This is a genomic window from Lentibacillus daqui (genome assembly GCF_027186265.1).
GTDB classification, from domain to species: domain Bacteria; phylum Bacillota; class Bacilli; order Bacillales; family Amphibacillaceae; genus Lentibacillus_C; species Lentibacillus_C daqui.
Map to the genome: position 1 here is coordinate 353,796 of NZ_CP114176.1, position 24,832 is coordinate 378,627.

Below are 24,832 nucleotides of genomic sequence, written 5' to 3' on the forward strand. Positions count from 1 at the left end.
CCTATTATTTTTCAAGTGAAATTCCACAATTGAACCACTACAGCGTGATTAAAAAAACTAAACAAACCAAAATGTATACGTTACTCTAACAGTAGAGGACCCGGATGGCGATACAATCGTCTTTGTTTTCGTATTCTCAAAAATGACAAAAGGAACTTACACCAAAAGGAACTTACAATGAAATTAAAAACAAATATTTACAATACAGATGATACACCAATTGTTGCAGATCTTTACCTGGTGAAATCATCTTTAACCATAGAACAAGTAAGCCGTGGTGAACATGAATCCTTGTGGAATCAACTTGTCCAGGCTTACCATTACCTTGGACATCAAAAAATTATTAGACCACGTATGAAATACTTGATTTGGCTAGACGACCGCCACGTCAGTGCGATTAGTTTTAACCAGGCCGCATACAAGATGGCGGCCAGGGATCGCTTTATGGATTGGAAGGATGAAAAGAGGCAGGAACAATTCATTCCGTACTCCTACTCCGATAGCTGTCTTCCTGTTGGGTGGGAAACGTTATTCCTCAATGTCGTAATCAAATTTAATTCCAAAAAACTTGTTCAACTTCTCGCCCAACCTAATACATTCTATACATACCGTGTGATCTAGGATAGGTATACTTAAATCCAAATTGTTCATAAAGATTGTTGGCTGGATCATCGGCTATTAGACTCACAAAAGAGCCAGGGTACGTATTTTCATCGAGATAATCCATTATTTCCTTCATAACCCTTTTTCCAAGACCTTGCCCTTGGTAATTTGGCTTTACTACGATATCAACTATCTGAAATGAGGTACCACCATCGCCGATTACACGTCCCATACCAATTAAAGTTTTTTCATCATAAATACAAACTGCAAACAATGAATTTTTTAAGCCAACCGTTGCGGCCTCTTGTGACTTACCACTTATGCCTCCCTCTAGTCGTAATTCGTTGTATTCAGTAGGCCTCGGTGGTTCATGGATAATAGTGAAATTGTCATTCATTTTATATTCCTCCGATTACTAGTTTATAGTTCTATGAAAAGAGATTAGTTTCCTATTACTCTGAAATATACCCTTTAAAAAAGTCTACCTTAGCTTATGTTTGATTGCTTTTAATATAAGTTTTTACAGCTGGTGGTTGGTAAGTATGAAATTTTTCAATTAAAGATTCAGGTGATGAATCCACAAGGGCCATAGAACGGTACTTTTCATCTAAAAATTGCTGATCTGCCATATGATTAAAAAGAGAAACGAGAGGATCATAGTAGTGGTTAATGTTAAAGAGTCCACAAGGTTTTTGATGCAATCCTAGTTGAGCCCACGTGAATATTTCCATAAACTCCTCTAGCGTCCCTGGTCCTCCCGGCAAGGCAATAAATCCATCTGCCAAATCAGCCATTTTTGATTTTCGTTCGTGCATGGATTGGACAACAAATATTTCAGTTAAATTAGGGTGTGCAATTTCTCTATCCTCTAACACTTCTGGAATCACCCCAATTACTTGTCCACCGTTTTCTAAGACTGTATTTGCCACTGCTCCCATCAATCCAACGCTTGCACCACCATACACAAGTGTTATTCCTCTGTTCGCCAACTCCTTTCCCAACTAAATAGCACCTTTTTTATATGTATCAGAGGCTCCGTCACTAGACCCACAAAAAACAGCTAACCTTTTCACTTTCATCTCCTCCATATCGATTGAATCATCTGTTACTATTATATAGATTTTTTTGTCAAACTTAAATAGGAAGAGAGGGTTAACATTTTGAATACTACTGAATTTCAATCATGGATCAAAGAATATTACGAAACAAGAGGTTGGACCGAACTTGATATTTTCATACGTATAGGTTTTCTAACCGAAGAGACAGGAGAAGTGGCAAGGGCAATAAGAGCTTTGGAAGTTGGTCGTGATAGACCTGATAAGAAAACTGAAACATATGAAGATTTAACTCGAGAGCTGGTCGAAGAATTGGACGATGTTTTGGTAACATTATTGTTATTGCAATAAACTATGACATACCCCTTGAAGATATTTTTCAATCTCACCGATACAAGTTACAAAAACGTTATGAGAAAAGTAATCAATAATTCATTTTGTTTTTTAAAATTAAGCTTACAACCTATGTATTAAATAATCTCAAATTGGCTTGAAATGCTCCCGGAACGAGCAGTAAAAATTACAAAAGCAGGTGAAAATAGTTTATATGAAACTCTGGACATTGCAATATCAACGAATCCTCTATTTTACAGCTAGTTTTTTGCCTTTTTTGCTATAGGTTGCACCAATTCATCATTCATTCCCTTGTAAGATGACGTAACATATCGTGTCACGTAAATATACAGGGAGGAATGATTGCTTATGCTTGGCTTTGCAATGGTTCAGCTGGCTCGGCGTATGGGAGACAAACTGGATAGGAATATGCGGCAGGAATTGGTAAAATTATGTCATCCTTTTCGCTCTATCCCATGTTTTTTACACCGGCCAGTAGAACATATAAGGAAGAAGACGAAGCGGTTACCTGTTGTCATTGATTTTCATAACCAATCTTACCAACATGGTCTAAACGATTTTAAAAAAATTACCCGCATGTCTCCTCGTCCATTCCATTCGATTTGCAGCTGTTCAACCAAATTGTCCATTGATAAACTGGAACGACTGCTTGACAACTGCCAACATATCAAAAAGATTCATTATGATAGAAAGATGACAATATTACTTGATACTGCTTCTCCTGCAATTCGCTCTAACCAGTTACAAAAATCTGGTTTAACGGGAAAAGATATTACCGTTGCTGTGATTGATACAGGAATTCATCCACACCAGGATTTAAAAGGGCGAATCATTGCATTTAAGGATTTGGTGAAAAATAAAACCAAACCTTACGATGATAATGGACATGGTACCCATTGTGCAGGGGATGTAGCGGGGGATGGCTCTGCATCAAATGGAAAATATCGAGGACCTGCACCAGAAGCAAACTTGGTCGGTGTCAAAGTACTGAATAAAAAAGGTTCCGGATCTCTTTCCACTGTCATCGAAGGTATCGATTGGTGTATCCAAAACCAATCAAGGTATAACATTAACGTACTTTCGCTATCCCTTGGGTCCAAAGCACAGCAATCGGCAGAGAATGATCCAGCAGTGAGAGTCGTTGACAAAGCGTGGAACAACGGGATTGTTGTTTGTGTGGCGGCTGGTAATGAAGGACCTGAGGAACGAACTATTTCAAGCCCAGGAATCAGTCCTAAAGTTATTACGGTAGGTGCTGTTAACGATAACGATACCATTGATCGATCTGATGATGTGGTAGCTGACTTTTCCAGTCGGGGTCCAACCGTGAATGGTTTGGTTAAACCTGATTTGTTAACACCTGGTGTGAATATCATTTCACTTCGGTCGCCGGGGTCTTATCTTGATCGAATATATTTCGGTGCACGTGTTGGGAAAAATTATTTTTCTTTATCAGGGACGTCGATGGCAACACCAATTTTTGCAGGTGTAGTTGCACAGATTTTGCAAAAGGAAACAAATCTCACCCCGGATCAAGTGAAGCAAAAGGTCATACAGGCATGTGAAGATATCGGACAGCCCCCTAACGTTCAAGGTAATGGCTATTTAAATGCTGAAAAACTATTCGGATAATGAGAAGCGAGGCTGGGACATAACTAGCCAAAAATAGTAAATAAAAAGGTTCCAAGCAAATCAAAAGTTTGCTTGGAACCTTTTTTGTGGAGTTGTTTCTATCTTCCGGTACTAATTTACTGTTCGTGGCGGTGTACTTTCTCAAGTTCACCGCCATCAATGCGAAGGCTAATTCATTTTTCACTTTCTGTTTTCCTCTGACAGAAAAACGAGTGAAACCCAAATTAGCCTTCAAGAAACCGAACGCTGGTTCTACGTCAATTTTACGTTTTCCGTAAATTTCACCAGTTTTCTCGTCTGAAAGCTTCGCACGTACATATTCTTTTTGGGATTCCCACTTTTCATTCATGTAGACTTTTCGGTTGTTTCCTTCTTTTGCTTTCGTACATAAATCGCGGAGTGGACAGCCCGAACAGTCCTCACATTCGTACACTTTAAATTCACGGGTGAATCCGTACCTGTCTGTTCGTTTGGAATGATGACTAAACCGTATTTTCCGTCCATTTGGGCACAGAAAAGTATCTTCGTCCTCATTATAATCCCAATTATCTACATGAAAAGCGTTGTTCTTATGCTTCTTTTTCTTCTCCTTTCGATATTGATTGTATGTAATAAGTGGCGTTCGATTTCGATTCTCGATGATATCTTCATAATTCTGTTCACTGCCATATCCGGCATCCGCGACAATGTGTTCCGGCAGTTCGAAAAAGTTTTCTTCAATCGAGTCGAGAAAAGGAATTAAAGTGCGTGTATCCGTCGGGTTTGGGAAAACATCGTAAGCGAGCGCGTATTGACCTTCCGTTGCAATCTGGACATTGTAACCAGCTTTCAATTGACCGTTCTTCATGTAGTCGTCCTTCATGCGCATAAACGTCGCATCCGGATCTGTCTTTGAATAACTGTTACGGTCCCCGAATTTCTCCATATCGTTTTGATACTTTTGCTTACGAGTGATGAAATCGTTAAACTGCTTGCGAGCTTGTTTTGGAAATTTACGTTCGGAACGGATTTTCTTTCGTTCGCTACCAACTTCACAAGCTTCGATTTTTTTATCGTATTCCTCAACCTTTTCATCTAACTTTTCGACTACTTCTTCCATTTCTTTAACGGAAAGTTTCTCTTCTGTTTCTCGCTCTATTGCCGGGATGATCTCCTTCTCCAACAGCTCATCATACAGTTGATTGGACTTTTCGATTAGCTTATCACTATATTTTTCAACGGATTTCCGCCACACAAAGGTGAACTTATTGGCGTTCGCTTCAATTTTTGTACCATCAATAAAAATGGCTTCCTCTTCAATCAATTCCTTTTCCACAAGCTGATTCCGGAACTGGACAAAGCATTCACGTAGTATGTTTTCGATGAGTGGATGAGAACGGAAACGATTGATGGTGCGATAGCTGGGTTCGTGTCCTTGAGCCAACCACATCATGCGGATACTATCCTGTAATAAAGCTTCTATTTTACGACCAGAAAACACGGATTGCGTATACCCACACAAAATGATTTTCAACATCATGCGAGGATGGTACGCAGGACGGCCGGTTTGTCGTATTAAGTCATCGAAAACCTCTTCGGGAATACTCTCGACAAGATCATTGATCGCAAAAGCAATATCATTCTCTTTCAATTTAATTTCTAAATCTAGCGGCAAAACTACCTGATTCATGGTATAATGTTTAAACATAAGGACACCTCCAAAATTATTGTCAGGTAACTTTAATTTTATCAAAAGGTGTCCTTTTTGTTTACTAAAATAATGTCAAAAAAGGCGTGGGGCCTACACTTTTTTTAGTGTAAGCTCCTACGCCTTAATTTTTATTTACTGGAGTTTTGTCCCAGCCTCTTATATTATTCCAGTAGAAACATGGTACGGGTTATGAATTTATCATTGCTATGTTATAAAATAGAAGTGTTACAGGATCTTATGTGGGGGATTTCGTATGCAGCCATTTACAACTGATGTCATTAAAATCGTATCCAACATACCTGAAGGGCGGGTCATGACCTATGGACAAATTGCCAAAATCGCCGGTAGTCCCAGGGCAGCAAGACAAGTGGCTCGTGTTCTACATTCCATGAGCAGGAAGTATCATCTTCCATGGCATCGGGTTGTTAATGCGCAAGGCATCATTAGCATCAAAAATGAAGAATTACACGAAATACAAAAACTCTCTCTGGAAAGCGAAGGGGTCATTGTTGACAAGCAAGGTAAAATTGATTTGCGAATCTACCTACATAATCATACGTGTTAACCATGATTGGAATACATTATTTTCTGACTGGAATATTAACACGCCATATGGAGCAGATGGCGTGTTAATATTTTGAGTAAGCTAATAAATAGTTGGACAGAGCATGTTCTTCCTGCCCTGTCCTATATGTCTGTCTCTACACGATAAAGAAAACAATCACAGATAAACAAACGGATGTAATGGTCATCGCGATTAATGGCTTTAATGCCTTCGTCCGCAGATCACGCAAGCTGACATTTAATCCAAGGCCGACCATCGCAGCGGTGAGCAACCATGTCGTAATGTTGAAGACCGCATTCATAACGCTATCTGATACAGGGATGGAATGACCAAATACATAACTTCCTAACAAACTTAAAATAATAAATCCAACTAAAAACCATGGGAATTCAATTTTTGCATCTGACTGTTCAGATCCTTTGTTTTTCCGTTTCATTATATAGATGAAGATGAAGCAAAGTGGTACAAGTAAAAACACACGGCCCAATTTTGCGAGTAAAGCAATAGCTGTTGCCTGATCTCCAGCTGGTTCGGCTGCCAGGGCTACATGGGCAACTTCATGTAAACTCGAACCCGACCATATGCCATACTGAATAGCATCCAATGGCAAAAATGGACGTAATATGGTATAGCCCATCGCAAACACCGTACCCATGAGAGCGATAATTCCCACACCAATCGCCGTATCTTCATCCTTTGATTTTACAATCGGTGCAACTGCGGCAATGGCAGCGGCTCCGCAGATGCCAGTTCCAACTCCCAATAATAAGGAAATGTTTTTGTCCGCCTTGAATAACTTAGCAATCCAGATCGTTGCAAGGATGGCAAAAATAATCACCCCGGCATCACGGACAAGCAAGCCAATCCCGTCATGAAGTACAGTATCGATATTTAATTTCAGACCATATAAAATAATTGCCGCACGCAGCAGTCGTTTGGATGAAAAGGCAATACCTGACCGTAATGCTTCCGGATAACCAAAAATTTGTCGATAAACGACTGCAATAATAATGGCACATGCCAGCTGCCCAACATGGTCAAATCCAGGCACCAACGCTAAAAGGAAGCCCAATAAGGCAATCAAAAAAGTAAATGCAACACCACCAATCCATTTCCAAATTGGTGATGGTTCTGGTTTTTTTTCTTGTTGGATTGCCTCCGAAGATTCCTCAACTTCCTCTTGTCGCAAATTTTCCAATGCCATATCAACACCTCCTAGTATTAGCATAGGGTATTCCTTTCAATAAGGAAAATAAATCATTATAATAGGTATAATAAGTAAATTTATATAATAGAAAATGGGGTGGTGATGAGGTGTGGATCAACATTTACAAGTATTTGTAACAGTAGCTGAAAAGAAAAATTTTTCCCGGACAGCAGAGGAGCTCCATATGACCCAGCCGGCGGTAAGCCAGTATATCCGCACATTTGAGCAGAATCTCGGAACAAGATTGCTAGAGCGGACGAATAAATATGTTCGCTTGAATAAGGCTGGCGAGATTGTATACCATCATGCAAAGGAAATCCTTGGATTATATACGAACATGCAGCATTTGGTGGATGATTTGGTGAATAAAGCCAATGGTCCATTATCAATTGGGGCGAGCTATACGTTTGGTGAATATGTGTTGCCGCGTATTATTGCCAAGTTATTGGAGACATACCCGGATATTCAACCGGAAGTTACGATTGGCAATACATCGGAAATTGCCGATTTGGTGGCAACCCATCAGTTGGATGTTGGCATTGTCGAGGGCCATTTTAAGGATCAGCATTTGATGGTAGAGGAGTTTGCTGAGGATTACATGGTTGTTGTTGCTCCGGCAAATCATCCCCTGGCGACAAAGGAAAAGGTCAACATCCACGATTTGGAACAGGAGACATGGATTGTCCGTGAACAAGGGTCGGGTACAAGAGAAGCAACAGAGAACATGTTTCATCGTTTTGAACTCACGCCTGGAAAATTAATGAATTTTGGCAGTACCCAGCCGATTAAGGAAGCGGTGGAAGCAGGCTTGGGGATCAGCTTATTATCACAATGGGCCATCCAGAAGGAATTGAATCATGGGGTTCTCAAAATCATTCCATTGAAAGGACTGCCATTTACCCGCCAATTTTCGATCGTGACGAAATCGCCTTTTCAAACAAAAGCTTTAGAGGTGTTCATTCGTTTATTGCGTCATAACCGAGCACTGACCACGTTAGATGACAAATAATGGCTGGAACTGTGAATGCGTTTTGGCTCAGATATTTTTTTCATGTTGGCAGATCAGTATGTTTCGCTGGAGTTCGACAAAAAAACGCTACAGTTTGCCATAAAAAAGCTGGCCCCGGCAACGATTTCGCTGAAATTCACAATTTCAGCGAAAATATAAAAAACCACAGGCTAATCTGTGGTTTTTTAGGTCGTTATTTTATAGTTTTCATTTGTTCGTCGGCGAATCTGATAAAGTAATCCAGTGATTTCGGATTGGCCAATGATCCTTTGTTTACAACCTGCTCAACGTCTTTTCCCATTAATATTTTTTTGATAGGGACTTCAAGTTTTTTTCCATTCAATGTTTTGGGAACATCCGGAACTTGATAAATCGCTGTTGGCACGTGTCTTGGTGAACACTGTTCCTTAATTTGCCGTTTTATTTGTTGTTTGATATCCTCTGTCAATTCATAGCCATCCTTCATGATCACGAATAAAGGCACAAATGAATTACCTTGGGTGTCTGGAATATCAACTATTAAACTATCGGCTACAGATGACACCTGATCAACAGCCCGATAGATTTCACTTGTGCCCATTCGTACGCCCCCACGGTTAATCGTTGCATCTGAACGGCCATAAATGACACATGTGTGCCGATCGGTTATTTTTAGATAGTCACCGTGTCGCCAAATCCCAGGGAATTCATCAAAGTAACTGTCGTGCAGGCGGCTGCCATCGGGATCGTTCCAGAAATAAATTGGCATTGATGGAAATGGTTCCGTTAAGACGAGCTCACCAACTTCGTTCATGTGCGGCTTGCCCTGCTCATCGTAGCTTTCAATTTTTGCTCCCAACCCGCGACATTGCAGTTCCCCTGCATAAACAGGCAGGATTGGAAGGCCAAGGATAAATGCGGTACATATATCCGTTCCGCCACTAACGGAAGCAATCCACAAATCATGTTTTACATGGTCATAACACCATTGAAAACCTTCTGGCGGTAACGGTGAGCCAGTTGAACTAATGTTTTGCAAATGGCTTAAATCAAAATCTTTACCAGGTGTGATGCCGTCTTTCATACAACCGGTGATAAAGCTGGCACTTGTTCCAAACACGGTCATTTTGGTTTGTTCGGCAAATTCCCAAAGCATATTTTTGTCCGGATAACCAGGACTGCCATCATATAAAATAATCGTACTGCCGGTTAATAGTCCGCCAACAAGGAAATTCCACATCATCCATCCGGTTGTTGTAAACCAAAAGAATCGATCCTGTTCTCCAAGGTCGGCATGAAAAGTCAGTGCCTTTAGATGTTCCAGTAAAATACCACCCTGACTTTGAACAATCGGTTTCGGTTTTCCGGTTGTACCAGATGAGAATAACACCCACAGCGGGTCATTGAACGGAACATACTCATAGGTCAAGCTTAACTCCAGGCTTGTAGTGACAGCTTCTGCCCACATGGTTACATTTGTTAGTGTATCTGTTTGTGGATTGTCCTGTAAATAAGGGATCATAATGGTTGCCGCTAATGTGGGCAGTTCCGACTGAATATTCTCAACGACATTCGTACGGTCAAATTCCTTTCCGCCAAAACGGTATCCGTCGATTGTAATCATGACTTTAGGTTCGATTTGTTTAAAACGGTCAATCACACTTTGAGTTCCAAATTCGGGGGAAGCGCTGGACCAGATTGCACCAAGGCTGGCTGTGGCTAAAAATGCGACAACCGCTTCATAGATGTTGGGAACATATGCAACGACCCGATCTCCTTTTTGTACACCAAGGTGTTGCAATGTCCGCTGTAATGATGCTGTATCCTGATAAAGTGTATCCCAGGTAACTTCAGAGGTTGCACGTAACTCGGAGGAATGAATAATAGCTGGTTTATTTTTATCATAGTTTCTGAAAATATGTTCCGTATAATTAATCGTAGCACCTGAGAACCATTTCGCGCCTGGCATTTGATGCGTAGTTAAAACCTGTTCATATGGCTGTTTGGCCTGAATATCAAAATATTCCCAAATGGTTTCCCAGAATGATTCCAGTTCTGTTACCGACCAATTCCATAAGGAGTGATAATCCGGGAAATCCAAATTTTTATCTTGTTTAAGCCAGTTCATATAGGTATTGATATTGGAATGTTGTTTTCTGCTTGCATCAGGTTCCCATAGTAAGGTCCCTTCTTTGATTGTTGCCATTAAAAATTCCCCCTGTGAAAAAAGTGTTTACTAGAGGATGTTCAAAAAGTCCGGTAAAAATGACATGCCCCTTTAAAAGGGGTATGCCGACGCCTGAGCGCAAGCCCGTTTTTAGTCGGCCTTCCTTTGAAGCTCGTTAGCTTGCTTTTCCGCTCCTCATGTACCTTTTATGTACACTCCGGTGCTCAACGCTGCGCCGCCTAGAACTTCTCGGTCCTTTTTATCCTCTTTTTGAACACGCACTACTATATATTATAGGTAAACGCTTACCAGGTGTAAAGCAAATGCTCTATGCATGAAACCGAATAGCTTCAATCGTAGTGTCACGTTGAGGGGAAAAACCATTCTTTCATTCTCGTAAAGAAAGACTGTGGTTCATCTTTCTTGTTATTTTCGATTGCTTCATCATCATCGACAAAAATATTCTCTTTGTCGATAGCATAATCATAGGTTAAAACGGCGCCAATGTCAGAATCAGACTGCTCGTTTGTTACATTTGAATAGGGGATATGATATTTTAAAGCCAATTCCTTTTCCCGTTCAAAAAAACGGTAGGGGATATGCCCATTTAGTAATAATTTGGTATCCGGGTGTTCTTGCATGGCTTGTTCCAATTGCCGGATTGCTTTATCCGACATGACTTGTCCCTTCGTTAAGACCAGGACAACGCGTTCCCGTAATGTACCCAAATAGTGAATCCGCTCGTCCTGTTTTGGCATACGAACACCATACATTCCATCATTGAGATAGTCTTCCACTTTTTTCATTGTTATCATCCCAGACCAATGTTGTTACTTTTATTGTACAAAGGGAACAACTGCTTATACAAGTAGTATGTCATTCTTTCACAATAATGTCATTACTTCCGGGATTTCACCCATCGTATGCAGCAAATTTGCTAAATGTCTGTTCATCTTCTATCAATCCGCAAACACCGCATTGAACTCTAAATTCCGGACCATTATAATTAACATGATAAATCTCTACTTCATCGTCTGTATAATCATTGATTATGTCGCCCGTTTCAGCATCAAGTTTTACCGGGTGTGCAATCTGCTTGATGATATTAAATCTGGAACGATTGGTTTTACAATTTGGGCATCGATATGCTTGTCCCATACGATCACCTCCTGCACGTAGTATAACCGGTAGTTAGTGAAATATGAAAAAGGGACGGACTGATTCCCGTCCCTTAAATAACTATTTACTTTTAATACGTTTTTCTGCTGCTCGGCTTCTCGCTTGAGCTTCTTTATCCTCTTCATCAGCCAGTGCTTCAGAGAATTCAACATCAATTCCATCTGACTTCATGTTCTTTGGGGTCTGAGCAAGAAAGTTCTTACTGTTGGTTTTATTGTTATGGTCGTCTCTTCCCACAATTTCCACCGCCTTATGAAGGTAAATAGAATTTACAAGCGTAGTATATGTGCAATTTGTTGAATCATGTATTGGATGGAACTTTACAAGAAATTGACAGTACCGATAAACAAATTTAAAATCAAGATATCGATGTTCGTTAAGGGAGAAAAGGAAAATGGTTAAACAAAAAAACGCAAAACAAACGTTATATGATTACGCCAAAGTAATAATTGGCGCAACACTTGTCGCATTGTCTTATAATATATTTTTATTACCGGCCAAACTTGCAGCTGGTGGCATTTCTGGTGTCAGTACCATTTTGAACGGTATGTATGGTGTAAGTCCTGCACTTACACAATTCACCATTAATATTCCGATTTTTATCATTGGATGGTTTTTACTTGGCAAAGATTTTGGGGGAAAAACGCTTGTAGGAACACTTTGGGTACCATTTATTATTTATCTGACAGCAAACGTTCCATATACCATAACTAATCCATTTCTCGGTGCTCTTTACGGTGGGATCGTGCTTGGCGTTGGCCTGGGTATCGTTTATAAAGGGAATGGTTCTACCGGAGGGACTGCCGCTATTGCACAAATTGTTAAAAAGTTTACCGGGTTGTCCAGCGGATATTCCCAGCTTATTGTTGACGGGCTGGTTGTTATTTCATCCATCATTGTATTTAATTTGGAACTTACACTGTTTGCTTTAATGTGCATTTATGTGACAAGCAAGGTAATTGATATGGTGCAGTTACAAACGGCATCAACCAAGTTAATCTTGATCATTACGGAAAACGAAGAAAAAATCCAGGCGATTATCCGTAACAAAATAGATCGGGGATTAACCAAGATTCGTACGGTAGGCGGATATTCCAACGAAAACAAAACAATGATTTTATGCGTTACCGAGCAAAGGGAAGCAGTGAACTTGAAACATATTTTACAACAGGAAGACCCCACTGCATTTGTTGTTTTCATCAATGCATCAGAAATCCTTGGCCGTGGCTTCTCCCTTGATAAATATTATGGACAAAAATTTTAGCGAGACAAGGGAATGACTTCTCTTGTTTCGTTTTGATTTCTTGGTGTTAACCGGGAAATGCTGTTAGACTGTTCCCGTGCTTTTCCTTTCCAACCAACCGAGAAGGCTCTTTTCACAGTAAATTCACCCAATTTTTCTCAGCAAATCACCGAACTTAGACGAAATAACCTTGTCCACAAAACCAGCCTAAACCACACACCGCTAAACGTTCACTTCCGCTTTTTTATGTATACATTTTTTGATTATTTATAAACTAGGTAGAGGTTGATAATTATTTAGGGAGGTACATGTCATGCCTTTGAATGTAACGCAAAAGTTGATAAAGGACCACCTTGTTTCGGGGGAGATGATACCTGGCACGGAAATTGGTCTGAAAATTGATCAGACATTGACACAAGACGCAACAGGAACGCTTGTGATGCTCGAGTTGGAAGCAATGGAGCTTGATCGGGCTAAAACAGAAGCTTCGGCTCAATATGTCGATCATAATTTAATTCAGGTGGACAGTAAAAATCCGGATGATCATCTTTTTTTACAAAGCGCGACAAGGCGTTTCGGGATACATTACAGCCGTCCAGGAAATGGTGTGAGCCATCCGGTACATATGCAGCGGTTGGCCAAACCTGGAAAGACACTATTGGGATCTGACAGTCATACGTGTGCAAATGGCTGTATGGGGATGTTAGCAATGGGTGCAGGCGGGATTGATGTTGCGCTGGCAATCGCCGGTGAACCATTTTATGTAAAAATGCCAAAAGTATGGGGGGTTAAACTAACTGGCAAACTCCCGGATTGGGTAAGTGCAAAAGATGTCATTTTGGAAATGTTGCGCCGGCATGATGTAAAAGGCGGTGTTGGACGGGTTATTGAGTATTATGGTCCCGGGGTCGAAACGCTTAGTGCAATGGATCGTCATGTGATTGCCAATATGGGCGCGGAATTGGGAGCGACAGGGACGGTTTTTCCTTCCGACAACGAAATTAAACATTTCTTAAAAGAACAGGACCGGGAAGATGATTGGGTGGAACTAGTCGCCGACAAAGGTGCCACCTATGATATTGATGAAGAAATTGACCTGGCCAAGGTGGAACCTCTGATTGCGAAACCTTCCAGTCCGGGAAATGTAGTAACAGTCAAGGAGATTGCCGGCACACCAATATACCAATCATATATCGGGTCATCGGCAAACCCGGGTTTTCGGGATTTTGCAGTTGCAGCGGAAATGGTCGATGGCAGACATATTGCAGATGGGATTTCCTTCGACATCAACCCAACTTCCCGGCAAATGCTAACAGATCTTGTCAAAGAAAGTCATATTGCCAGTCTCCTCCAATCAGGCGCACGATTGCATCAGGCAGGGTGTAACGGCTGCATCGGGATGGGGCAGGCACCGGCTACCGGCAGAAATAGTCTCAGAACAACACCGCGAAATTTCCCTGGACGTTCAGGTACAAAGGAAGACAGCGTATTTCTTTGCAGCCCGGAGACAGCAGCGGCATCCGCTTTAAAAGGTGAAATAACGGATCCGCGAACACTGGACTTTGCTTATCCAAAAGTAAGGGAACCGAAAAAGCCGACCATCGATGTTAATTTGCTTGATAAGCCGCTCCCGTACGAAGAAGCAAAACAAGTTACATTGCAAAAAGGACCGAATATCGCATCCATACCGAAAATGGATAAACTCCCGGATCACCTGGAACTGCCGATCTTATTAAAAATGGGTGACAATATTTCCACTGATGAAATTCTTGCTGGTGGCGCACGAGTCTTACCATTTCGCAGCAATCTGCCAGAAATAAGTAAATTCGCTTTTGAAATCATCGATGACACGTACTATGATCGAGGTAAAAAAACGGTCGATCATGGGGGGCATGCGATAGTTGGTGGATTTAACTACGGACAAGGTTCCAGCCGTGAGCATGCGGCACTGGCACCGAGGTATCTTGGCTTACGTGTTGCTCTTGTGAAGGACTTTGCCCGCATCCACTGGCAAAACCTTGTCAACTTTGGTGTACTGCCATTGACCTTTGCAAATGAAGATGATTATAACACGTTGGAACAAGGGGATACATTGGAGTTAAATGATTTGCATAACAAAATCAAACAGGGAAATTCCTTTACGATTCAGGTGAAGGACAAAAATCAGGAAATAAAAGTAAACCATGCGTTATCTGAACGTCAAATTGACATCATGCTAAAAGGCGGCATCATCAATTGGGTGAAAGATCGTCAACAACTTGCATAGTCAGGAGGAAATAAGAATGGTTAACCGTGAACAAACATGTAAAGCGTGTGAAGGAACAGGCATGCTGGCAGATGATGAGGGCTGGCAATACAATTGCAGTGTTTGTAAAGGCACAGGCATTTTGCCGGAGAAGAATGAATCCAGAGAAGCACGAGTTATGACCGTTGACGAAAATAACCGGTTATTAGATTGAGTTTTTATAAAAAAAGAAGTAATCATCAGGATTTCCCGTTGATTACTTCCTTTTTATTCTAAGATTTATCTCGCCAATCTTTATTCGGCTTCATCTTCCTGTTCATCATTCCCATACCGATAATCAGAAGGATCAATTGGTTTCCAGTCATCATTTGGCTTGTAGAAACGTAATAAATCCCCAAATAGAAGCTTGTCGGAAAGTTCCAATTCATGGTTAACGGTATCTTTCGTTTCCTTCATCTTGTCTGTTTCTTCGATTACTTCACCAGTATCGTTGTCGTAATATTTACTGCCGATTTTACTGTATTCCGGTGTCATAAAGTCGCCATTTCGGAATGGAACAAAATCTTTATGATCCTTGGAAAAGAGATCTGTACCGAACTGAATGTAATCCTGTGCATCAATCCCTACCAAGTGGAGCAATGTAGGCATAACATCCATTTCTCCGCCATACGTGTGATTAACTCCTTGACCTTTAACACCAGGTATCTTAATCATAAATGGCACACGTTGTAATTGTGCATTTTCAAATGGAGTAATCTCCTCATCGGTAATTTGTTCCATGGCCCGGTTATGTCTGTCAGAAATACCATAGTGATCACCGTAAAGCATGATTACCGAATCATCATATAAGCCGGATTCTTTTAGGTCCTTAAAGAATTGCTCTAATGATTCATCCAAATAACGGGCAGTTTGGAAATAACGGTCAACAGATGGGTCACCTGTTTCTGCCGGATCAATCGTCGCATCTTCCGGATCAATGAGATACGGATGATGGTTGGTCAACGTGATCAAATGAGAATAAAACGGTTGTTCCATTGACTCAAGCAATGGAATGGATTCTTTAAAGAATGGTTTATCTTTTAGACCATAGTTGATCACTTTATCGTCACTCATATCGTAGTAACTGGAGTCAAAGAAATGATCGATTCCAAACTGTTTATAAATTTCATCACGATTCCAGAAGGACTTGTTATCCCCGTGAAGAACAGCTGAAGTATAGCCTCCCCGCTGATCCAAAATTGCTGGTAAAGCTTGATACGTGTTCTTACTCTTGGTTACAAATGCAGAACCCTGAGGGAGACCGTATATCGAGTTATCCATGATCAATTCCGCATCTGCTGTTTTACCTTGTTCTGTTTGATGGAAGAAGTTATCAAAGTACGTGAAATTTTTATCTCGGTCATGCACCAACGAATTTAAAAACGGTGTAACTTCTTCACCATTTAACTTATAATCAATCAAAAATGATTGGAATGATTCCAAATGAATTTTGATCACATTTTTGCCCTTTGCTACACCGAAAAGGTCTGAATTCGGTTCAGCATATTTATTTTTTGTATAGTTTTCCACTTCTGTAACATCGCTGCTATCGGCAAACACCCGTTGTGAAGAGGAGTGAATGCTTTGCAGTGCATCAAAAATCGCAAAGTTATAGGAACCAATATATTTGACAACATAGTTGCGGTCAAATGTCCTTTTAAGCAATTGTGGACGGTCGATTTCAGCTAGTCCCAAGTTTACTGTAAAGACAATAATACCAATAGTCATAATGGTTAAAGGTTTCCTCGCTTTTAGGCGGCTGACTGACCAATCCTTCCTGCTCCAAACAAACAAAGCTATAAGGATAATGAGATCCAAAAAGTAAAACACATCATACCACTCTGCCAAACTAGCGATACTTCCGCCTAAGCTGCCAAAATTACTAGTTTGTGTTAATGTTGGTAAAGTTATATAGTCACTGTTAAAACGATAATATACGACATTTGCATAAACAAGAAAGCTCATTAAAAAATCAATAATGATCATCCATATTCCCGCTCTTTTCCCCTTGGCAAATAACGCTATGGCCAGGAAAAACAAGGCTGAGCTTAATGGGTTAATAAACAATAGAAATTGCTGATACCCACCTTGGACATCCAAATTAAATTCAAATAAATATATGAAATAAGTTTTTAGCCATACCAAAATTACTGCAATGGAGAAGAACCCCATTTTTGAAGAAATCATTTTCTTCATTGCTTTTTCACCTCAAATTGGTTTGCTTAATTAAATAGTATCCTCAATCAATGTATTCTAAACCAAAAACCGAATAATTGCAAGGTGTATGCAGAAGTTACCATTAGGCTATAAAATTCAGAAATAATAGGTATAAAAAACTACCCGTCAACAATAGCGGGTAGTTTGTCCTTTGGCTCAGCGCCTTTAAATCTAATGCGGCATGGTTCCTTGAACTGGCGCATAACTGTTCTGGAATGCTTGCATATCCTGTTGCTGTAATTGTGGCACTTGATAATACTGATGCTTATTTTGATACAGGAATACCTCATACGCCATCTCGATCACATTCGGAATACTATCCTGAAAAATGCGTCTTAAGACAGGGTTGGTCATTTCCAATGCTGTCATAGTAAACGCAGATGCACAGGATTTTAATTGTCCCAGCATGAAGCCGGAAAGACATTGATCATTAATTTCATTGACTGACTGACTAGGCATTTTCGGTGCAGATGGTTTCATTCCGTAAGTCACATTATTGTTTTGTTCCATGTTATACGTCTGTGTTTTTACAGCCGGGTCTTTTCCCGTTTTGAATGTTTCACAGATCGTGTTGTAAAGTTGCGTGATAAAAGCGCTATGACGCTGGGCCATTCCCATTAATTCCTGGTCCTGGATGTGTTGTTCGTATAATAAATATTGTTCCATTAAACCTGTTAACGTGGATAATGCTTCATGGGCATCAAACATATCATGCCCGCCGAAATCTTGCTGTGATGGCAATTGAGGTGAACGTTGCATGTTTTGTTGTTGCTGATTTTGATTTAGCATCTTATAACCTCCTTCAAATTTTCGATGTTAGTTTATCCGCATATCATAAAAGTATGTGCTGTTAGAGGATGTTCAAAAAGTCCGGTGAAAATGACACTTCGAATTTCTTCGTTGGCTTGCTTTTCCGCTCCTCATGTACCTTTTATGTACACTCCGGTGCTCAAAGCTACGCCGCCTAGAACTTCTTGGTCCTTTTCATCCTCCTTTTGAACACGAATTTATATGTTCTATTTGTGCATAGCTATAAAAATTTTGTATAATAGAAATAGTTGGATAAAATACAGGAGGCGAGAAAATGAGATCAAAAGACCCAATTCAAATTGATGAACGAATTCATTTAATCGATGGTTTTGATTTGGGGGTTCCCCAGCGAACTGGTACATATGTGATCAACGAGGAAGAATTAACTTTGGTGGAAACAGGACCAAGTCCATCCATTAAACATGTAAAGCAAGGAATGAAGGATCTTGGCTTTTCCTTGGATCAGGTAAAATATATTATTTTAACTCACATTCATTTGGATCACGCTGGAGGGGCAGGGTTATTCATCCGTGATTGTCCCAATGCAAAGATCGTTGTCCATCCAAAGGGAGCGCGGCATCTGGCTGATCCCAAACGGCTGATCGCGGGTGCACAGGCGGTTTATGGGGATAGTTTCCAGGAATTGTTTGACCCGGTTATCCCAGTACCGGAAGATCGGATAATTATCAGAGGTGAAGGCGATACACTTCAAATCAGTCCGACTTGTACGTTGGAATTTTTTGATACGCCAGGTCATGCCAAACATCATTTCAGTATTTATGATCCTGTAAGCGATGGCATTTTTACCGGGGATACTGTCGGAATTCGTTATGAACAACTTATTCCTGATGGTGTTGATTTATTTTTACCATCAACATCTCCAAATCAATTTGATCCAGAGGCAATGAGACAGGCGATCTCTCGTATACGCCAAATGAATGTTGATCGCATTTATTACGGACACTTTGGCATGACAGAAAAAGTTGAAGAAGCCTTAAAACAAGTAACTGAATGGCTGGATGTGTTTGAACAAGAAGCAGAAGACACTTTTAAAGCAGGAAAGGGCTATGATGAGCTTGCTGGACGATTGCTGCAGCAGGTGAAGGAATATTTGCGAACACTATTGATTGATGATGACCACGGCGTATATGTCCTGATCAATATGGATATGCAAGTCAGTGCACTGGGATTAATTGATTATTTGCAGAAGAAATATAAAAAGGATTAGCTATGTAGTAAGGTATAAACCGAAATGTAGCAGCTCATTTTTCATAAAATGGGCTGCTGTTTTAGTTATCTCAAAAATTTTTTATTTTTTTCTTTACTGACAAGTTTGTTGAAGGATGGGATGTGTAAGCGCAACCATTTCTCGCGAACTTATCCAAAGTATCAAAAAAGTTAGAAATACCTGTTGACCCTTTTGAAAAAACAGTGTATGATAATTCGCAATATCAATTATAAAGATTCTTGACCATAATCTTGAACTCGATGACGGGAAAAAAGGAATAAGGTTCGTGTATTTTCAGAGATCCGGGGTTGCTGGAAGCCCGGAAATACATCTTACTCCGACATCTTCCCTGAGTGCTTTGCTGAACGGATTATCCTACTAGGCTTAGCCGGGTGTGTTGCACCTGTTACCAAAAGGAGCGAAATTGTTCAAAAAGACGGTTCTTTACTTGATTTGACTATTTTAGCTCCATAAGGCAGTATTCGCGAGGGTGCTGCAAACCTGGGTGGTACCGTGAAGAGAAAGGCTCTTTTCATCCCGATAAATTCTGATAATACGCAGAGTTTTGGGGTGGAGAGAGCCTTTTTTCATTCTCGACGCATTAACAGGATGTAATACCCCACCTTTAAGTGTGGTAAACCAAAAACCTAAGCAGGTGTGGGATAAACACCCCGTAAATCTAAAAAATGAGGAGGTATGATGAGGTGAAGGCGGAGGTTGAATGTGAATTTGTTAAATCAGAGAAGACGATGACTGGTGCTGAATTACTTATTGAATCATTGGTAGAGGCTGAAGTAGATACCTTATTTGGCTATCCGGGGGGAGCTGTGTTACCTATTTATGACGCATTATATCGCAGCAATGCCCCATTTAAGCACATTCTACCAAGACATGAACAAGGTGCGGTTCATGCAGCCGAGGGTTATGCCCGGGTAACCGGAAAACCTGGCGTTGTGTTGGCAACATCGGGGCCAGGGGCAACAAATTTGGTTACCGGAATTGCCGATGCCATGATGGATTCACTCCCATTAGTCATATTTACCGGTCAGGTTGGCAGTAATGTGATCGGAACAGATGCCTTTCAAGAAACAGACGTAATGGGTGTGACGACCCCAATTACGAAATACAATTGCCAGTTAAAGCAGCTTAGTGATCTGCCAAGAGTTGTTAAAGAGGCTTTTCATATAGCTAGTACGGGAAGGCCAGGACCGGTAGTTGTGGATATCCCCAAGAATATATCCACCGCTTCATTGTCAGAAAAGTGCAATAGTGAGGTGTGTTTACCAGGATATCAACCGACTACCAAGCCCAACCCATTGCAAATTATTAAGCTGACAGATGCGCTGGCAAATGCTAAAAGACCGGTGGTACTTGCTGGAGCTGGTGTATTATTTGGAGGAGCTTCAACCGAATTAAAGCAGTTTGTAGACCAATACCAGCTGCCGGTGACAACGACATTACTTGGACTTGGCAGTTTTCCGGGAACAAACCCGCTGAATTTGGGAATGGCCGGCATGCATGGAACATATGCAGCCAACATGGCAATTTACGAATGTGACCTGCTGATTAATATCGGGGCAAGATTTGATGATCGGTTAACGGGTTCACTGGAACATTTCGCGCCAAATGCCAAGGTCGCCCATATTGATATCGACCCGGCGGAAATCGGCAAAAACGTTCTGACCGATATTCCGGTTGTGTCGGATGCAAAAGAAGGACTCCTGGCATTGCTGAATCAATCAGTAAATCTACCGCAGCATGAAGAATGGAAGCAGCATTTACAGGATATGAAACAAGAATTCCCGCTATGGTATGAACGGTCAGGAGATTTATTGTCCCCACAGTGGCTCATAGAAGAGGTTTATCGTGCTTCCAACGGTGAGGCAATCATTACAACGGATGTTGGCCAGCATCAGATGTGGGCGGCCCAATATTATTTGTTTGATAAACCGAATAAATGGGTTACGTCAGGCGGGCTTGGAACAATGGGCTTTGGTTTTCCGGCAGCCATTGGCGCACAGCTTGGTGCACCAGATGAGCTGGTTGTTGCCATTGTTGGTGATGGCGGCTTCCAAATGACCATGCAGGAACTGTCGATGATAAAAGATTACCAGCTGCCTGTAAAAATTCTAATCGTCAACAATGGTTCATTGGGTATGGTTCGGCAATGGCAGGAAAAGTTTTATGATGAACGATATTCTGAATCCATTATCTCCAGCCCGGATTTCGTTAAATTGGCAGAAAGTTATGGCATTAGCGGTGTTCGTGTTGATAAAGAAGCAGATGTTCCAGGAATGTTAAATGACATCTTTGCCAATGACGATCCGGTCGTTGTGGATTGCCGGGTAACCAAAATGGAATGTGTCTTCCCTATGGTTCCAAGCGGGAAGGGGAATCACGAGATGATTGGGGTGAAGAAATGAAGCGGATCATAACAGCTACGGTGCAAAACCGCAGCGGTGTTCTCAATCGGGTAACAGGGATGCTGTCCAAACGCCAGTTCAATATTGAAAGTATTTCTGTTGGCGGATCGGAAACAGAAGGAATTTCCAAGATGACATTGGTTGTGGATGTAAGTGACTTCCAAAAACTTGAGCAATTAACCAAACAGCTGCATCGGCAAATTGATGTCCTTAAAGTTTCGGATATTACCGATAAGGCAATGGTGGCCAGGGAGCTGGCATTAATTAAAGTAGTAGGCAGTGGTCAAATGCGAGCAGAAATCCAGGGCATTATTTCACCATTTCGCGCTTCAGTCATCGATGTCAGCAAGGATAGCCTGATCATCCAGGTTACTGGTAAACCTGACAAAGTGGATGCGCTGATAGCATTGCTTCGTCCATATGGAATCAAGGAGTTATCCAAAACCGGAATCACGGCTTTCCCAAGAGGACAGCAGCAGAATGTAACAGAAATCAATTACTTATCGATTTGACCATCATTATGGTTTTAAAATATCAAATATACACAATATTGGAGGAGAATAAACATGGCAAAAGTACTTTATGAAAAGGATATTCAAAAAGAGGTATTACAAGGAAGGAAAATCGCAGTAATCGGTTATGGATCACAAGGGCATGCACACGCGCAAAACTTAAGAGATAGCGGGCAAGATGTAGTAATTGGCGTTCGCCCGGGGAAATCCCAGCAAAAAGCGGAAGAGGATGGATTCACTGCCCTGACAGTTGCGGAAGCGGTTAGTCAAGCAGACGTCGTGATGATACTTTTACCAGACGAATTGCAACCAAAAGTATATGAGGAAAGTATTAAAGATAATCTGAAGCCTGGCAGTGCGATTGCCTTTGCTCATGGATTCAATATTCACTTTACCCAAGTTGTACCACCATCGGATGTGGATGTATTCATGGTAGCGCCAAAAGGTCCGGGACATTTGGTGCGCAGAACATATGAGGAAGGCGCAGGTGTACCAGCATTATACGCTGTAGAACAGGATGTAACCGGAAATGCCAAACAGCTTTCCCTGGCATATGCAGATGGAATTGGTGCTGCACGGGCAGGGATTCTGGAAACATCATTCCAGGAAGAAACGGAAACCGATCTATTTGGTGAACAGTCTGTACTATGTGGTGGCTTGACAAGTCTGATTAAGGCAGGCTTCGAAACATTGGTTGAAGCAGGATATCAACCGGAAGTTGCTTATTTTGAATGTTGTCATGAAATGAAGCTTATCGTCGATTTGATCTATGAAGGCGGCTTTGAAAATATGCGTTACTCTTGCTCGGATACGGCACAATGGGGTGATTTTGTTTCCGGACCACGAATCGTGAATGAAGAAACAAAAGGTCGCATGAAAGAAGTACTTTCTGATATCCAATCAGGTGAATTTGCCAAAGGATGGATCCAGGAAAATCAAACAAATCGACCAAAATTCAATGCGATTAACCGTCAAGAAAATAATCATCTCATCACATCAGTTGGAAGGGAGTTACGTGAATTAATGCCCTTTGTGAAGCAACCAGTTCAACAAAAACAAAAGGATGTGAAACAGCATGTCAGAAATTAAGATTTTCGATACAACATTGCGTGATGGCGAACAATCCCCCGGGGTGAATCTGAACCAGCTGGAAAAACTGGAAATTGCCAAACAGCTGGAACGTTACGGTGTGGACCGGATAGAGGCGGGCTTTCCCGCTTCCTCCAAAGGGGATTTCAACGCGGTAAAAACAATCGCGGAAACCATTAAAGGAACATCGGTTACCGGGCTTGCTCGAACGGTAAAAACGGATATTGATGCATGCTGGGAAGCACTAAAAAGCGCAGAGGAGCCATGCGTGCATATCTTTTTGGCGACATCGCCCATTCACATGGAATATAAATTGAAGAAATCGCCGCAGGAAGTGATTGATACCGCGGTTGAGATGGTTTCCTATGCCAGTCAGAAGTTTCCACAAGTCGAATGGTCAGCAGAAGATGCATCACGTTCCGATTTGGAGTTTCTTGCCCGCATTATTGAACAGGTTATTGACGCTGGTGCAACGGTGATTAATTTGCCAGATACGGTCGGTTATGCAACGCCAAGTGAATATGGCCATATGTTTCGTTATATGAAGGAAAATGTGCCGAACATTGACCGGGTAAGACTTTCTTGTCATTGTCACAATGATTTGGGTATGGCGGTTGCCAACTCGATTGCTGCCGTGGAAAATGGTGCGACACAGGTCGAAGGAGCCATTAATGGAATTGGCGAACGTGCGGGAAATGTTGCTTTGGAAGAAGTAGCAGTAGCATTGAAAATTCGCTCCGACCATTATCCGTATGCAACAGGAATTAATTTTGCCGAAACAAAGCGGACCAGTGACTTGGTAGCTAAATTGACCGGTATGCATGTGCAAGCGAATAAAGCAGTGATTGGCCGAAACGCATTCGCACATGAGTCAGGTATCCATCAGGATGGGGTACTGAAAAATGCATCGACCTATGAAATCATTACACCGGAAATGGTTGGTGTCAGCTCGAATACGTTATTCCTTGGCAAACATTCCGGACGTCATGCATTTAAGGAAAATGTGGAGAAATTAGGCTTTGAACTGTCCGATGAAAAACTGCAAGAAGCTTTCAATCAGTTCAAACTGTTGACCGATCGGAAAAAAGAAGTAACCGATGATGATTTGTTTACCATTTTAACCGAGGTTCAAACAGATATGTCCAAGGTTGATAAATATCAGTTGGAGATGTTCCAGGTACAATATGGCACGGCGAATATCCCAACAGCGTCCATCAAATTGAAAACTCCTGCCGGGGAAACAGTGCAAGCGGCCTGTACCGGACAGGGCAGTGTGGAAGCATTGTATGAGACATTGGATTCATTAATTGAAGAAGAGTTGCAATTGGTAGATTATCAGCTTAATTCAGTTGGCCGCGGAAAAGATGCCCTAGCCGAATCACATGTACAGCTCGTGATTAATGGTGAACCAATGAATGGCAGGGGAGCCGCACAGGATGTTATTGAGGCATCGGCAAATGCGTTCTTAAATGCTGTCAATCGTTACATTGTACAACAACAGGCTAGTCAAAAGAAAGAAGCGGCTATAAAGTAAATAAAAACATGAGGGTGCCCGGCGGAATCATTAGCTGGGCGTCCAAATAAGA

At 41.3% G+C, this 24,832-nt stretch carries 21 protein-coding genes and 2 pseudogenes; 13 read left to right on the plus strand and 10 right to left on the minus strand.

Translation table 11 applies throughout. The annotated features are described in order from the left end of the window. The first annotated feature begins 132 nt into the window (after window positions 1-132). Window positions 133-621, plus strand: coding sequence for a Druantia anti-phage system protein DruA (locus O2S85_RS01890; protein ID WP_369420055.1), 489 nt, complete (start codon window positions 133-135; stop codon window positions 619-621). On the opposite strand, the gene O2S85_RS01895 is transcribed toward O2S85_RS01890, so the two are convergent. Together O2S85_RS01895 and O2S85_RS01900 are read right to left on the minus strand one after the other, a co-directional pair. Further along, entirely contained in the window at window positions 590-1,000 is a 411-nt protein-coding gene (locus O2S85_RS01895) for a GNAT family N-acetyltransferase (protein WP_269411084.1), read from the minus strand. The two genes, O2S85_RS01890 and O2S85_RS01895, sit on opposite strands and share 32 nt — an antisense overlap. A gap of 94 nt (window positions 1,001-1,094) precedes the next feature. After that, a pseudogene (locus tag O2S85_RS01900) lies at window positions 1,095-1,676 on the minus strand (LOG family protein). An 87-nt stretch (window positions 1,677-1,763) separates the two neighbouring features. Between O2S85_RS01900 and O2S85_RS01905 the strand changes: the two are divergent. Together O2S85_RS01905 and O2S85_RS01910 are read left to right on the plus strand one after the other, a co-directional pair. After that, a pseudogene (locus tag O2S85_RS01905) lies at window positions 1,764-2,089 on the plus strand (MazG nucleotide pyrophosphohydrolase domain-containing protein). A 271-nt stretch (window positions 2,090-2,360) separates the two neighbouring features. Beyond that, on the plus strand, window positions 2,361-3,644 hold the full coding sequence (locus O2S85_RS01910; protein ID WP_269411085.1) for a S8 family peptidase: 1,284 nt from the start codon (window positions 2,361-2,363) through the stop codon (window positions 3,642-3,644). Here O2S85_RS01910 and O2S85_RS01915 read toward each other — a convergent pair. Beyond that, window positions 3,595-5,331, minus strand: coding sequence for an IS1182 family transposase (locus tag O2S85_RS01915; protein ID WP_269411086.1), 1,737 nt, complete (start codon window positions 5,329-5,331; stop codon window positions 3,595-3,597). The two genes, O2S85_RS01910 and O2S85_RS01915, sit on opposite strands and share 50 nt — an antisense overlap. A gap of 256 nt (window positions 5,332-5,587) precedes the next feature. Between O2S85_RS01915 and O2S85_RS01920 the strand changes: the two genes are divergently transcribed. After that, entirely contained in the window at window positions 5,588-5,899 is a 312-nt protein-coding gene (locus tag O2S85_RS01920; RefSeq protein ID WP_269411087.1) for an MGMT family protein, read from the plus strand. 136 nt (window positions 5,900-6,035) lie between these two features. Here the strand turns inward: O2S85_RS01920 and O2S85_RS01925 are convergent, their stop codons facing one another. After that, window positions 6,036-7,103 (minus strand): YeiH family protein, encoded by a 1,068-nt coding sequence (locus O2S85_RS01925; RefSeq protein ID WP_269411088.1) that lies wholly within the window; start codon window positions 7,101-7,103, stop codon window positions 6,036-6,038. Window positions 7,104-7,215: 112 nt separating this feature from the next. Here O2S85_RS01925 and O2S85_RS01930 point away from each other — a divergent pair, with 112 nt between their 5' ends. Then, window positions 7,216-8,115, plus strand: a complete 900-nt coding sequence (locus O2S85_RS01930) for a LysR family transcriptional regulator (protein ID WP_269411089.1) — start codon at window positions 7,216-7,218, stop codon at window positions 8,113-8,115. Window positions 8,116-8,308: 193 nt separating this feature from the next. Here O2S85_RS01930 and O2S85_RS01935 read toward each other — a convergent pair whose 3' ends face one another. The 4 genes from O2S85_RS01935 to O2S85_RS01950 form a co-directional block, all read right to left on the minus strand. Further along, window positions 8,309-10,300: an acetoacetate--CoA ligase gene (locus O2S85_RS01935; protein ID WP_269411090.1), complete on the minus strand. Its 1,992-nt coding sequence runs from the start codon at window positions 10,298-10,300 to the stop codon at window positions 8,309-8,311. Window positions 10,301-10,623: 323 nt separating this feature from the next. Then, on the minus strand, window positions 10,624-11,067 hold the full coding sequence (locus O2S85_RS01940; protein WP_367747970.1) for a YueI family protein: 444 nt from the start codon (window positions 11,065-11,067) through the stop codon (window positions 10,624-10,626). Window positions 11,068-11,173: 106 nt separating this feature from the next. Continuing rightward, window positions 11,174-11,419 (minus strand): DNA alkylation repair protein, encoded by a 246-nt coding sequence (locus O2S85_RS01945; protein ID WP_269411091.1) that lies wholly within the window; start codon window positions 11,417-11,419, stop codon window positions 11,174-11,176. Between the two features lie 81 nt (window positions 11,420-11,500). Then, window positions 11,501-11,677, minus strand: coding sequence for a YfhD family protein (locus O2S85_RS01950; RefSeq protein ID WP_269411092.1), 177 nt, complete (start codon window positions 11,675-11,677; stop codon window positions 11,501-11,503). Between the two features lie 157 nt (window positions 11,678-11,834). Here O2S85_RS01950 and O2S85_RS01955 point away from each other — a divergent pair, with 157 nt between their 5' ends. From O2S85_RS01955 to O2S85_RS01965, 3 genes are all read left to right on the plus strand, one after another. Continuing rightward, on the plus strand, window positions 11,835-12,704 hold the full coding sequence (locus tag O2S85_RS01955) for a YitT family protein (protein ID WP_269411093.1): 870 nt from the start codon (window positions 11,835-11,837) through the stop codon (window positions 12,702-12,704). A gap of 292 nt (window positions 12,705-12,996) precedes the next feature. Then, window positions 12,997-14,949, plus strand: a complete 1,953-nt coding sequence (locus O2S85_RS01960; protein ID WP_269411094.1) for an aconitate hydratase — start codon at window positions 12,997-12,999, stop codon at window positions 14,947-14,949. A 16-nt stretch (window positions 14,950-14,965) separates the two neighbouring features. Further along, complete coding sequence (locus tag O2S85_RS01965; protein WP_269411095.1) at window positions 14,966-15,142, plus strand: hypothetical protein; 177 nt, start codon at window positions 14,966-14,968, stop codon at window positions 15,140-15,142. An 80-nt stretch (window positions 15,143-15,222) separates the two neighbouring features. On the opposite strand, the gene ltaS is transcribed toward O2S85_RS01965, so the two are convergent. Both ltaS and O2S85_RS01975 read right to left on the minus strand, forming a co-directional pair. Then, window positions 15,223-17,163, minus strand: a complete 1,941-nt coding sequence (gene ltaS, locus O2S85_RS01970) for a lipoteichoic acid synthase (protein WP_269411096.1) — start codon at window positions 17,161-17,163, stop codon at window positions 15,223-15,225. Window positions 17,164-17,355: 192 nt separating this feature from the next. Continuing rightward, on the minus strand, window positions 17,356-17,973 hold the full coding sequence (locus O2S85_RS01975) for a spore coat protein (RefSeq protein ID WP_269411097.1): 618 nt from the start codon (window positions 17,971-17,973) through the stop codon (window positions 17,356-17,358). Between the two features lie 295 nt (window positions 17,974-18,268). Here O2S85_RS01975 and O2S85_RS01980 point away from each other — a divergent pair, with 295 nt between their 5' ends. The 5 genes from O2S85_RS01980 to O2S85_RS02000 all read left to right on the plus strand — a co-directional run bounded on the left by O2S85_RS01980 (window position 18,269) and on the right by O2S85_RS02000 (window position 24,780). Then, window positions 18,269-19,222 carry an MBL fold metallo-hydrolase gene (locus O2S85_RS01980; RefSeq protein WP_269411098.1) on the plus strand — a complete coding sequence of 318 codons (954 nt, stop codon included), beginning with the start codon at window positions 18,269-18,271 and terminating at the stop codon, window positions 19,220-19,222. 704 nt (window positions 19,223-19,926) lie between these two features. Continuing rightward, entirely contained in the window at window positions 19,927-21,645 is a 1,719-nt protein-coding gene (gene ilvB / locus O2S85_RS01985) for a biosynthetic-type acetolactate synthase large subunit (RefSeq protein ID WP_439649426.1), read from the plus strand. Further along, the gene (ilvN, locus tag O2S85_RS01990) at window positions 21,642-22,157 is read left to right on the plus strand and encodes an acetolactate synthase small subunit (RefSeq protein WP_269411099.1); all 516 of its coding nucleotides are present in this window, start codon (window positions 21,642-21,644) and stop codon (window positions 22,155-22,157) included. The genes ilvB and ilvN overlap by 4 nt, the downstream gene beginning before the upstream one ends. A 54-nt stretch (window positions 22,158-22,211) precedes the next feature. After that, the gene (gene ilvC, locus O2S85_RS01995) at window positions 22,212-23,246 is read left to right on the plus strand and encodes a ketol-acid reductoisomerase (protein ID WP_269411100.1); all 1,035 of its coding nucleotides are present in this window, start codon (window positions 22,212-22,214) and stop codon (window positions 23,244-23,246) included. After that, window positions 23,233-24,780, plus strand: a complete 1,548-nt coding sequence (locus O2S85_RS02000; RefSeq protein WP_269411101.1) for a 2-isopropylmalate synthase — start codon at window positions 23,233-23,235, stop codon at window positions 24,778-24,780. Before ilvC ends, O2S85_RS02000 begins: the two co-directional genes overlap by 14 nt. The last annotated feature ends 52 nt before the right edge of the window (window positions 24,781-24,832 follow it).

Coding starts and splice junctions, on each gene's coding strand:
- O2S85_RS01940 (WP_367747970.1), bottom strand. CDS start 11,067: ATGAAAAAAGTGGAAGACTATCTCAATGATGGAATGTATGGTGTTCGT.
- O2S85_RS01960 (WP_269411094.1), top strand. CDS start 12,997: ATGCCTTTGAATGTAACGCAAAAGTTGATAAAGGACCACCTTGTTTCG.
- O2S85_RS01915 (WP_269411086.1), bottom strand. CDS start 5,331: ATGTTTAAACATTATACCATGAATCAGGTAGTTTTGCCGCTAGATTTA.
- O2S85_RS01945 (WP_269411091.1), bottom strand. CDS start 11,419: ATGGGACAAGCATATCGATGCCCAAATTGTAAAACCAATCGTTCCAGA.
- O2S85_RS01910 (WP_269411085.1), top strand. CDS start 2,361: ATGCTTGGCTTTGCAATGGTTCAGCTGGCTCGGCGTATGGGAGACAAA.
- O2S85_RS01980 (WP_269411098.1), top strand. CDS start 18,269: ATGAGATCAAAAGACCCAATTCAAATTGATGAACGAATTCATTTAATC.
- O2S85_RS02000 (WP_269411101.1), top strand. CDS start 23,233: ATGTCAGAAATTAAGATTTTCGATACAACATTGCGTGATGGCGAACAA.
- O2S85_RS01935 (WP_269411090.1), bottom strand. CDS start 10,300: ATGGCAACAATCAAAGAAGGGACCTTACTATGGGAACCTGATGCAAGC.
- O2S85_RS01955 (WP_269411093.1), top strand. CDS start 11,835: ATGGTTAAACAAAAAAACGCAAAACAAACGTTATATGATTACGCCAAA.
- O2S85_RS01975 (WP_269411097.1), bottom strand. CDS start 17,973: ATGCTAAATCAAAATCAGCAACAACAAAACATGCAACGTTCACCTCAA.
- ilvN (WP_269411099.1), top strand. CDS start 21,642: ATGAAGCGGATCATAACAGCTACGGTGCAAAACCGCAGCGGTGTTCTC.
- ilvC (WP_269411100.1), top strand. CDS start 22,212: ATGGCAAAAGTACTTTATGAAAAGGATATTCAAAAAGAGGTATTACAA.
- O2S85_RS01965 (WP_269411095.1), top strand. CDS start 14,966: ATGGTTAACCGTGAACAAACATGTAAAGCGTGTGAAGGAACAGGCATG.
- O2S85_RS01895 (WP_269411084.1), bottom strand. CDS start 1,000: ATGAATGACAATTTCACTATTATCCATGAACCACCGAGGCCTACTGAA.
- O2S85_RS01920 (WP_269411087.1), top strand. CDS start 5,588: ATGCAGCCATTTACAACTGATGTCATTAAAATCGTATCCAACATACCT.
- ltaS (WP_269411096.1), bottom strand. CDS start 17,163: ATGAAGAAAATGATTTCTTCAAAAATGGGGTTCTTCTCCATTGCAGTA.
- O2S85_RS01925 (WP_269411088.1), bottom strand. CDS start 7,103: ATGGCATTGGAAAATTTGCGACAAGAGGAAGTTGAGGAATCTTCGGAG.